Here is a 13,097-nt window from a genome sequence, read left to right as displayed (position 1 = left end):
TACCGTATGCAAATTCAACATAAAACACTTTTGATTACTGGTGGTACAGGTTCATTTGGAACAGCTGTACTTAATCGCTTTTTAGCGACAGATCATTTCAAGGAAATTCGTATTTTTTCTCGTGACGAAAAGAAGCAGGATGATATGCGAAACCTGTATAAAAATGAAAAAATAAAATACTATATAGGTGATGTCCGTGATTATAATTCTGTAGAACCGGCAATGCGGGGTGTAGATTATATTTTTCATGCGGCAGCACTGAAGCAGGTGCCATCATGTGAATTCTTTCCAATGCAGGCTGTGAAAACCAACGTTGAGGGAACTCAGAATGTTATCCGCGCAGCTGCAGCAAATGGAGTGAAAAAAGTTATCTGTCTTTCTACAGATAAAGCAGCTTACCCCATTAATGCAATGGGAATATCTAAAGCAATGATGGAAAAAGTTGCTGTTGCAGAAGCCAGAAACCTTACAGATACCGTTGTATGTCTTACACGCTATGGAAATGTAATGGCATCCAGAGGTTCTGTTATTCCTTTGTTTTTAAATCAAATTCAAAAAGGAGAACCTATAACAATTACAGATCCTAATATGTCACGTTTCTTCATGTCTCTTGAAGACGCTGTAGACTTGGTATTATTTGCTTTTGAAAATGGAAATCCTGGTGATTTGTTTGTAAATAAAGCACCGGCAGGAAGTATTGGTGATTTGGCTAAAGCTTTAATAGAGCTTACAGGTAAAGAAGTTCCTATCAAGATTATAGGGACTCGTCATGGTGAAAAGTTATATGAAACACTTTGTACCCGTGAAGAAATGCTAAAAGCTGAAGATATGGGAGATTTCTACAGAGTGCCTGCAGATAATCGTGATCTTAACTATGCGAAGTATTTCTCGGAAGGAGAAGAAGATATTTCTAAAGTAGAAGATTATCATTCTCATAATACAGAGCAGCAAGGAGTAGACGGGCTTAAAAAGCTGGTTTCAACTTTGCCGTTAATTAAAAAAGAAGTTTTTGGAGAAGATGTGATGCAATATCCTTACTAGAAGATATACTTATTCTTTCCATAAAATGAAATAAAATAGAGTATTTATGTTTAATAAAGGGAATAAGTTTAAGGATGAAAGAGGAGTTATTAAATTTAATAATGATTTCGATGCTTCAGCTGTAAAAAGAATTTACACAATAGAAAATTCGAATATTGATTTTATAAGAGGATGGCAGGGACATGCTATAGAGCAGCGTTGGTTTGCTTGCACGCAGGGCTGTTTTAGAATAGCCGTTATCTATGTTGATAACTTTGAAAACCCGTCACCTGATTTAGAAATAAAATATTACGATCTCAATGCTGATACTTTAGATTTTCTTCATATAGAACCAGGAGGTATTACTGCGATCAAGGCTATGGAAGAGAATAGTAAATTGTTGGTACTTGCTGATCACGGATTGGGTGAAATTAAAGATGAGTACAGATTTCCGCTCAATCACTTTAATATTAATTTATGAAAAAAATTGGAATAACCGGACAAAATGGATTTGTTGGCCGGCATTTATATAATACCTTAGGATTATTTCCTGAAGAATTTGAACGTGTTGATTTTCAGAAAGAATACTTCGAAAATACAGAAGCTCTGGATGCCTTTGTTGCAACATGTGATGTTATTGTGCATTTAGCTGCAATGAACCGCCACGAAAATGCAGAAGTTATCTACGAAACGAATGTTAGGCTAGCCCAAAATCTTGTTGATGCTTTAAAGAGAACCAACTCCAAAGCACATGTTCTTATTTCATCCTCTACACAAGAAGAGCGTGATAACCTTTATGGCAAATCCAAACGTGAGGGAAGAGAAGCTTTAGTAAATTGGGCAAATGATAATGGAGGCAAAGTTTCAGGATTAATTATTCCTAATGTTTTTGGAGCTTTTGGAAAACCATATTATAATTCATTCATTGCTACATTTTGTTATCAGCTAACCCATGGCGAAGTACCTAATATTGATAACGATGGCGAAGTAAAGCTAATCTATGTTCAGGAGCTGGTTATGAGAATTATTTCTGAAATTCGTTCAGAAGAAAGTCATCCGGAATTATTTGTAGATGCAACTGCTACAAAAAAAGTTTCTGAAGTTTTAGCCTTATTGAATGATTTTAAAATCAAATATTTCGAGGGGGGAGAAATTCCTGCTTTAAAGGATACATTTGAGCATAACTTATTTAATACGTATCGTTCTTATATCAATCATCAAGAACATTATCCTGTAAAGTTTACACAGCATACAGATCCACGTGGAGCCTTTGTTGAAGTAATCCGTCTGGGAATTGGCGGACAATGTTCATTTTCCACAACTGTTCCGGAAATTACAAGAGGAAACCATTATCATACCCGAAAGATAGAACGTTTTGCAGTCATTAAAGGAAAAGCCTTGATTCAATTAAGAAAAATTGATACTGATGAAACATTAGATTTCTATTTAGACGGAACAGAACCAGCTTATGTAGATATGCCTATCTGGTATACTCATAACATCAAAAATATTGGAAACGAAGACTTGTATACTATTTTTTGGATTGATGAACCTTTCAATCCTCAAGATTCAGATACCTACTTTTTGGAAGTATAACAAACCCTAACAGGTTAATAAATACTACAAAAATAAAATATAATAATATCAAATTGCTGAAAGCCCAATGCTGAAAAGCCAAACGCTATTACAATGAAAAAACTAAAAGTGATGACGGTCGTAGGAACCAGACCGGAAATTATAAGACTATCAAGAGTATTATCAGCCTTAGATGCTTCTGAGGCAATAGAACATACTATTGTTCATACCGGACAAAATTACGATTACGAACTAAATCAGATCTTTTTTGAAGATTTAGGTCTTCGTAAACCGGATCATTTTCTTGAGGCTGCCGGAAAAACGGCAACAGAAACAGTAGGAAATATCCTTATTAAAATAGATCCTCTTTTGGAAGAACTACAGCCGGATGCTTTCCTGGTTTTAGGAGATACAAACTCTTGCTTGTGTGCAATTCCTGCAAAGAAACGTCATATTCCAATTTTCCACATGGAAGCAGGAAATAGATGTTTCGATCAACGTGTTCCAGAAGAAACGAACCGTAAAATTGTAGATCACACAGCCGATGTTAACCTAACTTATTCTGATATTGCTCGAGAATACCTCTTACGAGAAGGTCTTCCTGCTGATAGAATTATCAAAACAGGTTCACCAATGTTCGAAGTCTTGAATCATTACTTACCTCAAATAGAGAGCTCTGATGTTTTATCACGCCTGAGCTTAGAAGAAGGGAAATATTTTGTAGTTTCATCTCATAGAGAAGAAAATATTAATTCTGAAAAGAATTTTAGAGGATTGATGGAGTCATTAAATGCCATCGCTGAAAAATATCAATATCCAATTATTGTATCAACGCATCCACGTACCAAAAATATGATTGATAAGATGCAGATTGAAATGCGTCCTGAAATACAATTCCTGAAACCATTAGGATTCCATGATTATAATGCACTTCAGATGAGATCATTTGCAGTACTTTCAGATTCAGGAACTATCTCAGAAGAATCTTCAATCCTGAATTTCAGAGCCCTTAATATTAGACAAGCTCATGAAAGACCAGAGGCTATGGAAGAAACATCTGTAATGATGGTAGGTCTTTCGCCGGAGAGAATTTTACAGGGTATGGTACAGCTTCAACAGCAAACTATTGGTAAAGAAAGGAATTACAGACCCGTATCTGACTATTCTATGCCGAATGTTTCTGAGAAAATGGTACGTATTATTCTTTCATATACAGATTATGTGAGAAGAACTGTTTGGTCACAAGATATATAATGGAAAAAATCTGGATAGCAACGGAGCTCTTTTTCCCCGAAGAAACATCAACATCGTTTATACTCACAAAGGTTGTCAATAAACTATCTTCCAAATATCAGGTAAATGTTATTTGTGGAGAGCCGGTTTATGACAGTGCAAAAAGTAAAAGTGAAGGATTTTCGCTGGATTCCAGAGTAAAAGTATCAAGAATTAAAGGCTTTGCAAATAATAAAAATAGCTTGATCGGAAGAACTTTCAGGTTTATATTTCTTAGCTTTTTAATTTTTTATAAACTACTCGTCAATGTAAGAAAAGGCGAAAAGATTTTTATTGTTACAAATCCCGCCCCTTTAGTTATTCTTGCTGTATTGGTGAAAATAATAAAAAGAAGTCAGCTGATTATTCTGGTTCATGATGTTTTTCCGGAAAATACAATTCCGGCAGGAATTGTTAAGTCAGAATCATCAATTGTTTACAGGGTATTGAAAAAGATTTTTGATAAAGCCTATTCAAAAGCAGACCTCCTGATTGTATTGGGAAGAGATATGAAAGAAGTAATACAATCGAAGATAAAGAATACTAAAGCAAAGATTGTTATTATTGAAAATTGGGGAGATGTTGATCAGATAATTCCGGTACCTAAAGATGATGTCTTAACATTAGATTCGGAGTTAAGAAAAAAGCTAATCATTCAATATGCCGGAAATATTGGAAGGGTACAAGGACTCATGAATTTTTTAGAAACCGTCAGACAAGTTCCAAATGAAAACATAGCCTATTACTTTGTGGGAGAAGGAGCTGTTAAAAATGAGATGAAGAACTATGCAGAGACAAACAAGCTTAATAATGTTTTCTTTGCAGGAGCCTATTCAAGGGCAGAGCAGCAAACAGTGCTTAACCAGTCAGATATAGCCTTGATAACTCTAGCGGAGGGTATGTTTGGATTGGGAGTCCCATCTAAAGTATATAATATACTGGCTGCCGGTAAACCCATTTTATTTATAGGAGACCCTAGAAGTGAAGTGAGCTTGCTGATTAAAGAATACAATATTGGCTACGTATTTACTTCTCATAAAGATCCCGGACTTGTTGAATTTTTAAATTCAATAGATGAAAGAGTTTTAAAGGATATTGAAGAAAAAAGCAGAAAAGCGAGAATGTTGGCTGAAACAAAATTTTCAGAAAAAGCAATCTTAGATAAATTTTATGAAATAATCTGATGAAAATACTTTTTACAGGTTCGAATGGTTTTGTTGGTAAAAATGTTATACCAATTTTAAATGAAAAAGGTTTTGAAGTTAGTACCCTGGGTTCAAAACATGGAGATATCGTGGCTGATTTAAGTAAAGAGATTCCTCGGGTATCTGATCGTTTTGATATTGTTTTTCATGCAGCAGGAAAAGCCCATTCAATACCGGGCTCTTTACAAGATGAAGAACAGTTTTTCAAAGTAAATACTCATGGAACTGAAAATCTTTGCAAGGCATTAGAACTAACCCCTCCGAAAATATTTATCTTTCTTAGTACTGTAGCAGTATATGGAAAGGAGACCGGCGAAAATATTGATGAAGAATATTCTACTTTGGGGACAACGCCTTACGCCAAAAGCAAGCTGTTGGCAGAAAACTATCTGATAAATTGGTCAAAACAACATAATGTAAAGCTTTTCATTTTTCGTCCATCTCTTATTGCCGGACCTAATCCTCCAGGTAATTTAGGAGATATGATTAATGCAATCAATAAAGGACGATATTTTAATATTGGAAAGGGAGACGCTCTTAAAAGTATATTTTGGGTAGATGATTTTGCCCATTTGATTGAACTTTCACCATATAAAAAAGCGGGGATATATAATGTTTGCGATTCACATCCGCCTACTTTTAAAGAGATAGGTGATGCATTGGCAAAAAAGCAGAACAAAAGAGTTTTATCCATTCCTTTTTTTATAGCAAAAAGCTTAGCTTTGTTTGGAGACTTGCTTGGGTCAAAAGCACCAATCAACTCTTTAAAATTAAAAAAAATAACAAAATCTTTAACTTTTTCCAATAAACGACTTATTGAAGAGTTTGGATGTACACTAACAAAATCTATAGATAAATTTTAATCCAGTCTATGCAGTATTTATTCATCATTGTTGTTCTTTTTGCATTAGAACTTTTATATTTTAAGATAGCAGATAAGTTCAATATTATTGATAAGCCTAATCACAGAAGTGCTCATACGCAAATGACACTTAGAGGAGGAGGAATTATTTTTCCACTCACTTTTATTTTGTTTTGTATTTTAAACTTTAATGAGACGCTGGAAGGATATTGGACCTTTGGACTCGGATTACTTGCTATTTGTACGGTAAGCTTTATTGATGATATTAAGACTTTATCCAATAGAATAAGACTTTCCATTCACCTAATAGCCGTTGTATTATTACTATATTTTACAGGAGCTTTTGAAATGGTTCCTTTTTGGGCATGGCCCATTTTATTTGTTATGATTATCGGAACCCTGAATGCCTACAACTTTATGGACGGTATTAATGGTATAACAGGATTGTATAGTCTTGTTACCTTAGGTTCTTTAGCTTATATCAATAAAGAAGTTGTCCAGTTTACAGATTATAACTTTATATATTATCCTATATTGGCATGCCTTGTTTTTCTTTTTTTTAATTTCAGAAAAAAAGCAAAATGCTTTGCTGGAGATGTAGGAAGCATGGGGATAGGCTTTTGGGTAATTGGGCTCATTACCCTTTTAATTATGAGGACAGGAGAGTATAAATATATTCTGCTTCTATCAATCTATGGATTGGAGGTTGTACTGACCATAATGGAAAGGTTATTATTAAAAGAAAATATTTTTGAAGCTCACAGAAGACACTTGTATCAGCTTTTTGCCAATGAAAAAAAGATTTCTCATTTAGTCATTAGTTCTGTGTATGCTCTTTGTCAGCTATTTGTGAATATATTTTTAATTCATTCACAATTGCCAGATTGGGCTATTGCTTTAATTATATTTATCCCTATAGGTTGTATATACCTGGGTCTAAAATTGAAGCTAAAGAAAGAGTATAATTTATAGAAATAGTAAAAATGAAAAAAACGTATACCTTATTTCTCATTTTATTTTTTTTCAAATTAGTATTTTCTCAAACCAACCAGATACAAGTCGTTGCTTGGAATGGAGTTCCGTCTGGTTTTACTAATGCGAATACTTATAAACAGCTTGTGAATGCTGGGATTACAATTAATCATGTTGGTTTTCATTCATTAAATGATGCTATTAAAGCTTTGGATTTGGCAGAAAAGAACGGCGTAAAGTTGCTTCTCAATTGCCCGGAAATGTTTGATGCACCTGAAGAAACTGCAAAAAGGATGATGAATCATCCTGGGTTGGCTGGCTATTTTTTGGCAGATGAACCAGGGGTGAAAGAATTTGAAACGCTGAAGAGAATACACAGGCAGATTAGTTCTATAGACAACAAACATATTTTTTACATTAACTTGTTTCCTATAGACGCACCTGCCAATCTTTTAGGAGCAAACAACTATAAGGACTATCTTGATCAATTTTTTAAAAATTTTAATTTAAAAATTTATTCTTTTGATTTTTATCCAATATATAATGGAGTAGTAAAACCCAATTGGTATAGCAACTTGGAAGTATTTTCAGAATATACCAAAAGTAAAGGGGCTAACTTTTGGGCATTTGCAAAAACGACATCTTATAGTGATCAAAATGAAAAAATCACAATTGAAGATTTAAGATTACAGGCATTTACTAACCTAGCATACGGAGCACAAGGAATACAGTATTTTACCTATTGGATGCCTGAAAAGGATTATTTTAATGGACCCATAAACAGTAGAGGAGTAAAACAGACAGGTTATGATAATGTAAGTGTGATCAGCTCTGAAATTAAAGCCGTTTCACCCGTTTTTTATAATTCAACTGTTGAAAAAGTATACCATACTGAAAAACTTGAAAGAACAACATTGTTCAAAAATGACTTCACAGAACTGAAACTGAATTCAGGTAAAGATCTGTTGATTTCTAGAATTAGAAATGGAAATAGCCGCTATATTGTTTTTGTTAATAAAGACCTTTCTAAGGTAAATAACATAAGTATTTCTTCGAAAAGAGATTTTAATATAATCAACAAAAACCAGAAAGCGGTTCCATTCAAGAAAAATATTTCGAAGTCATTCTCAATAGGAAAAGGTGATTTGCTAATTCTTAAATATTAAAAAGAAGATAATTTCATAAAAATTAATAATGAAAATAAAAGAAACTCCACTTAAAGACTGTTACATTATAGAGCCTACCGTATTCGAAGATGATAGAGGGTACTTTTTTGAAAAATACAACGAAAAAAGGTTTGAGGAACTTACGGGAATGAATGGACATTTTGTTCAGGACAATATTTCTAAATCTTCTTATGGTGTTTTAAGAGGATTACACCTCCAGAAAGGAGAACACGCACAGGCCAAATTGGTATCATGCCTTGAAGGGAGTGTATGGGATGTTGCCGTAGACCTTAGAGAAGACTCTCCAACTTTCGGGAAATGGTTTGGTATTGAACTTACAGCTGAAAATAAGTTACAGCTTTATGTTCCTAGAGGCTTTGGACACGGATTCTCCGTATTGAGTACCCATGCTGTATTTTCTTATAAATGTGATAACTTTTATAACAAAGAATCAGAAGGCAGTGTGAAGTTTAATGACCCGGATATAGGTATTGACTGGAAAATTGATGAAAAAGATGCTGTTTTATCAGAAAAAGATGAAAATGCACCAAGTTTTAAAGAAAAAAACTTTTAAAGTATAATATTGAAAACCACTTTTTTAAGGTGGTTTTTATTTTTATAATCGTTACTATTCAATATTTTGTATCTTTGCAGACTCAAAATCAAAAAGATGCGTACAAAATCTGTAGGGAAGAAGAAAATCAATGTAGTTACTCTTGGATGTTCCAAGAATGTATATGATTCTGAAGTATTAATGAGCCAACTGAAAGCCAATGGCAAGGAAGTGGTTCATGAAGACCGCGGAGATATTGTGGTTATCAATACTTGTGGATTCATAGATAACGCAAAAGAAGAATCTATCAATACGATCCTTGATTATGTTGAAGCCAAAAACAGAGGTGAAGTAGAAAAGGTATTTGTTACAGGCTGCCTTTCCGAAAGATATAAGCCGGATTTGGTGAGAGAAATTCCTGATGTAGACCAGTATTTTGGAACAAGGGATCTTCCTATTTTATTAAAGCATCTTGGTGCAGATTACAAGCATGAATTGGTTGGGGAAAGATTAACCACTACTCCAAAGCATTATGCGTACCTGAAAATTTCTGAAGGTTGTGACAGACCTTGTTCTTTCTGCGCTATTCCATTAATGAGAGGTGGGCATATTTCTACCCCTATCGAAAAGTTGGTAACAGAGGCTCAGAAATTAGCAAAAAAAGGAACAAAAGAATTAATTCTTATTGCACAGGATCTTACTTACTATGGGTTGGATCTTTATAAAAAACGTGCTTTAGGAGACCTATTAAAAGAGTTGGTGAAAGTAGAGGGAGTGGAATGGATCCGTCTTCATTATGCTTTTCCAAGCGGATTTCCAGAAGATGTTTTGGATATTATTCGTGAAGAACCTAAGGTTTGTAACTATATAGATATTCCGCTTCAACACATCAATTCTGACTTGTTGAAATCCATGAAGAGAGGAACAACTCATGAAAAAACAGATGCGCTTTTGGCCAAGTTTAGAGAGAAAGTTCCTGATATGGCTATTAGAACAACCCTTATTGTAGGATATCCGGGTGAAACGGAAGAAAGATTCCAAGAACTTAAGGATTGGGTTAGAGAGCAGAAATTTGACAGATTAGGATGCTTCACTTATTCCCATGAGGAAAATACTACAGCACACGTATTAGAGGATGATATTCCGCAGGAAGTCAAAGAAGCAAGAGTAGAGGAAATCATGGAATTGCAGTCTCAAATTTCTTGGGAAAAGAACCAGGAAAAAGTAGGTAAAACATTCAGATGTGTCTTTGATCGTAAGGAAGGAAATTATTTTATCGGAAGAACAGAGTATGATTCTCCAGATGTAGATAACACAGTTTTAGTATCAGCTGAAGATACCTATATCTCTATTGGAGAGTTTGCGGATGTTAAGATTACTTCAGCAGAAGAATTTGACTTATATGGTGAATTAGCCTAAAATATAAATTCCTATTAATCAGTAATGAAGTGATATTTTTTTAAATGTAAAAATTTGAAATATTACTTGAATTTAACATAAATGGCTTAAATGATTAAATATTTATGTGTTTGATTTTCAGTTATTTGTTATTTTTGTATATTAAGATTTTTTAATTTCTTTTTATAAAGTATATAAATTAAAAAATTATGTCTTAAATTTGCACATAAGCAATGTTTTTAAATCATATGCTTTCAATAAGTTATTTGTTTAAATAGAGCTAAAAACACTAAGAAAATAAGTGATTTTTTTATTTATTTTGGCTTATACTAATAACAAGTTGAGATGTGTCTTCCTCTTTTGGAAATATTGATGAAAAATAATGTAATTAAAATCTTTAAAAACTTATGAAAAAATTTTTATTAACAGCAATTATGCTTGTTGGCCTTTCGGCCCTTTCTAAGGCTCAACAGGGGCGAGTGGGGATTAACACAACCACACCTGCCGCGACTTTAGATGTAGTAGCTAATACTACAGATAATGCTAGACCTGATGCCTTATTAGTCCCTCGTTTGTCAAGAGCTGAATTAGAAGCTAAAAACACAGCTTATGCTGATGGTGCTGCAACCCCAAGTGCTCAGAATGGAGCCCTTGTGTTTGTAACTGCTTTAGGAGGTAATGGAACTGGTAAAACAGTAAATGTTACAGCAACTGGATTTTACTACTATGATGGTACATCTGGTAACAATGTTTGGAAAGCACTAGGAGGCGGAGGCGGAGTAATTTCTGCACCTAACATTAGAATTTCCAGTACTGGAAACGATTTTACAGCTACAGACCTTAATGGTTATGTTTTTCTTACAGGAAACACTGCTGACTTAACCGCTTTCCCTGCAAATGCATCTAATAAAGGGAAAACCTTGACACTTGTTAGAATTGGAACATCAAATATTTCTATTAATGGAATGAGTTCTACTTCTGTAAATGCTATTCAGGCTGCTGGTAGAGGTATTGCTTTTATTTCTGACGGTACAAACTGGCAATCTTTCTCGGCACAATAATTTATCTTAATAACTTTTATACACATTTAAGTCATGAATAAAAAATTTATACTAATAGTTGCCTCTACATTTGCAATGTTCCAATATTCTAATGCTCAGTTAAGAACGAATGGTTTTGCCAGTGGTAATATCCAAGGGCAGGCTCCATTTATGGATGCTTCTGGTGCAACGAATGGATTTAGTGATGATACTAACACTACAGATGGAAAAGGATTAGTTTTTCCTAGAACAAACTTAACAAACTTTACATTTGCATCACCAGTAGGTGATGAAGATAACTTTCCTACTGCCTATGATGGTATGATTGTTTATAATACAGGAACTGGTAACACTCCAGCTGCGGGTTCAGGAGTCGGAGCTCAGGCTGTTACACCTGGATTTTATTATTTCTCTAATCCAACTGCAGGACCTACTTCAGGAAACTTTTCTGTAACAACAGGTAGATGGGTTGCAATTGGTGCTTCTCCAAAAGTAACAATCGGAACTGCTGAAACAACTACAAATACAATTATAAATGTTAGTCCAGGTGTTGATAAGCAAGTTTATGCTATCAAAGGATCTTTTACTGCTAATGGTACATCCACTACAGTGAGTATTCCGTCTCCTTCAGGAATGACTTCTTTATATGGTATTACCATTTATAAGGCTACAGGTACAGGAAATAAAGTAGTTTATTCTAGAGACCTTTATTCTTATAACGTAGGTGCTACAAGTAATGCTGTTACAGGTTCCCCAAGCATGTCTGTAGTTTATCCTCCTGATACTTATGATTATGTATTAGAATACATTAAATAAGATTTATATCTTAATTATATAATGAAAACCAATGATTTACTCATTGGTTTTTTTGTTTTCAATATATTGAAGAGAATCATGAATGCTGTTTAAAAGATTTAAGTACTCTTAAATTCATTATTTCTATGAAACACTTAGAGTGAATAAAATATCTAATTTAAGTCTGTTTTTCAAAGCTATATGATGGAGTATATCAACTCCTTTTATTGTTTTATAATCTGTGGTTTTTTAAAATATATTGAGTGTAAATTTTGCTATATTTTCAATGAAAAACTTTTTAAGTTGATTGTAAAAACTTATTTTTGAAGAATATATTTAGAGAAAATGATCTTTTTTACGATCCTGATGATCTAAATTGACTTTAAAAATTAAGTTGAAATTCAAAAAGTCTATTTTTTGCTGTTAACATTGCTGTTAAAAAAAAATATGAGTTTAGGCTTTATGTCCATAAAAGACTTCTATCAGGGCTTTTAAACATATTGAATGTCTTAAATGTTTTTATTCTTAAAGTCGATTTTATTTATATTCTTATAATTTTGTAAATTTATTAAGACATTGGTTGTTAGTGTTTTATGATATTTATTTTTTTAAATTACGCATAAATTAGTTAAATATATTAACGTTTCGCTTGTTTTTTTAACACTTTTTAACAGTGTGCTTTAAAATCCCTATTCATAGGAGGTTACAAGTTCAATTAACATATGTTTTGGTTTTTGTTAACAGTTTTTAACAATTGAAATAGGGAGTTAATGAGATTCCTGATACTTTTGCCCTGTCAAAACCAATAAAAGTTCAAAATGATGAAAAGATTCATTCTCGTAATCATAATGATGATTTCAACCTTAGGTATTTATTCTTTTACGAATAACGCCTTAGATGCGAAAAAAACAAGTTATGCATCGTACTACCACGATAAATTTAACGGTAGAAAAACTGCTAGCGGAGAAATCTTTGATAACTCAAAGTTTACTGCAGCAAACAGAACGCTTCCTTTTGGAACAAACGTTAAGGTTACTAACCTTAAGAATGGTAAAGAAGTAATAGTGAGGATCAATGACAGAGGACCTTTCCATTCATCAAGATCTTTAGACATGTCTAAAGCTGCGTTCGATGAGATCGGAGATATCAACCATGGTACCATTCCGGTCGAATATGAAATTGTCGATTAATCTTATGATTTAAATTATGAAAAGCCAGCTGATTCAGCTGGCTTTTGCG

Annotated in this window: 13 protein-coding genes; all 13 read left to right on the top strand. The window is 33.5% G+C overall.

Going from position 1 to position 13,097, the window contains the following annotated elements:
- Positions 1-6: 6 nt before the first annotated feature.
- The 13 genes from SCA31_RS17785 to SCA31_RS17725 all read left to right on the top strand — a co-directional run bounded on the left by SCA31_RS17785 (position 7) and on the right by SCA31_RS17725 (position 13,048).
- Positions 7-1,041 carry a polysaccharide biosynthesis protein gene (locus tag SCA31_RS17785; protein ID WP_106914909.1) on the top strand — a complete coding sequence of 345 codons (1,035 nt, stop codon included), beginning with the start codon at positions 7-9 and terminating at the stop codon, positions 1,039-1,041.
- A gap of 46 nt (positions 1,042-1,087) precedes the next feature.
- Positions 1,088-1,501: a sugar epimerase gene (locus SCA31_RS17780; RefSeq protein WP_410698344.1), complete on the top strand. Its 414-nt coding sequence runs from the start codon at positions 1,088-1,090 to the stop codon at positions 1,499-1,501.
- Complete coding sequence (locus tag SCA31_RS17775) at positions 1,498-2,616, top strand: NAD-dependent epimerase/dehydratase family protein (RefSeq protein WP_410698343.1); 1,119 nt, start codon at positions 1,498-1,500, stop codon at positions 2,614-2,616. Before SCA31_RS17780 ends, SCA31_RS17775 begins: the two co-directional genes overlap by 4 nt.
- Before the next feature lie 93 nt (positions 2,617-2,709).
- Positions 2,710-3,849, top strand: a complete 1,140-nt coding sequence (gene wecB / locus SCA31_RS17770) for a non-hydrolyzing UDP-N-acetylglucosamine 2-epimerase (RefSeq protein ID WP_410698342.1) — start codon at positions 2,710-2,712, stop codon at positions 3,847-3,849.
- Complete coding sequence (locus SCA31_RS17765; protein ID WP_410698341.1) at positions 3,849-5,051, top strand: glycosyltransferase family 4 protein; 1,203 nt, start codon at positions 3,849-3,851, stop codon at positions 5,049-5,051. Before wecB ends, SCA31_RS17765 begins: the two co-directional genes overlap by 1 nt.
- Complete coding sequence (locus SCA31_RS17760; RefSeq protein WP_410698339.1) at positions 5,051-5,935, top strand: NAD-dependent epimerase/dehydratase family protein; 885 nt, start codon at positions 5,051-5,053, stop codon at positions 5,933-5,935. The genes SCA31_RS17765 and SCA31_RS17760 overlap by 1 nt, the downstream gene beginning before the upstream one ends.
- A gap of 8 nt (positions 5,936-5,943) precedes the next feature.
- Positions 5,944-6,906 carry an MraY family glycosyltransferase gene (locus SCA31_RS17755; RefSeq protein WP_410698337.1) on the top strand — a complete coding sequence of 321 codons (963 nt, stop codon included), beginning with the start codon at positions 5,944-5,946 and terminating at the stop codon, positions 6,904-6,906.
- Between the two features lie 11 nt (positions 6,907-6,917).
- Positions 6,918-8,072 carry a hypothetical protein gene (locus SCA31_RS17750; protein ID WP_410698335.1) on the top strand — a complete coding sequence of 385 codons (1,155 nt, stop codon included), beginning with the start codon at positions 6,918-6,920 and terminating at the stop codon, positions 8,070-8,072.
- A 28-nt stretch (positions 8,073-8,100) separates the two neighbouring features.
- Positions 8,101-8,646 carry a dTDP-4-dehydrorhamnose 3,5-epimerase gene (gene rfbC / locus SCA31_RS17745; RefSeq protein WP_076352575.1) on the top strand — a complete coding sequence of 182 codons (546 nt, stop codon included), beginning with the start codon at positions 8,101-8,103 and terminating at the stop codon, positions 8,644-8,646.
- Positions 8,647-8,742: 96 nt separating this feature from the next.
- On the top strand, positions 8,743-10,044 hold the full coding sequence (gene rimO, locus SCA31_RS17740) for a 30S ribosomal protein S12 methylthiotransferase RimO (RefSeq protein ID WP_410698333.1): 1,302 nt from the start codon (positions 8,743-8,745) through the stop codon (positions 10,042-10,044).
- A 386-nt stretch (positions 10,045-10,430) separates the two neighbouring features.
- On the top strand, positions 10,431-11,084 hold the full coding sequence (locus SCA31_RS17735; protein WP_410698331.1) for a hypothetical protein: 654 nt from the start codon (positions 10,431-10,433) through the stop codon (positions 11,082-11,084).
- Positions 11,085-11,117: 33 nt separating this feature from the next.
- Positions 11,118-11,879: a hypothetical protein gene (locus tag SCA31_RS17730; RefSeq protein ID WP_410698329.1), complete on the top strand. Its 762-nt coding sequence runs from the start codon at positions 11,118-11,120 to the stop codon at positions 11,877-11,879.
- 797 nt (positions 11,880-12,676) lie between these two features.
- A complete protein-coding gene (locus SCA31_RS17725) occupies positions 12,677-13,048 on the top strand; it encodes a septal ring lytic transglycosylase RlpA family protein (protein ID WP_106914920.1) in 372 nt (123 codons plus the stop codon).
- Positions 13,049-13,097 lie beyond the last annotated feature (49 nt).

It is taken from the genome of Chryseobacterium sp. SIMBA_028 (assembly GCF_046535285.1).
Taxonomy (GTDB): domain Bacteria; phylum Bacteroidota; class Bacteroidia; order Flavobacteriales; family Weeksellaceae; genus Chryseobacterium.
This window is presented reverse-complemented; position numbering and strand designations above follow the sequence as displayed.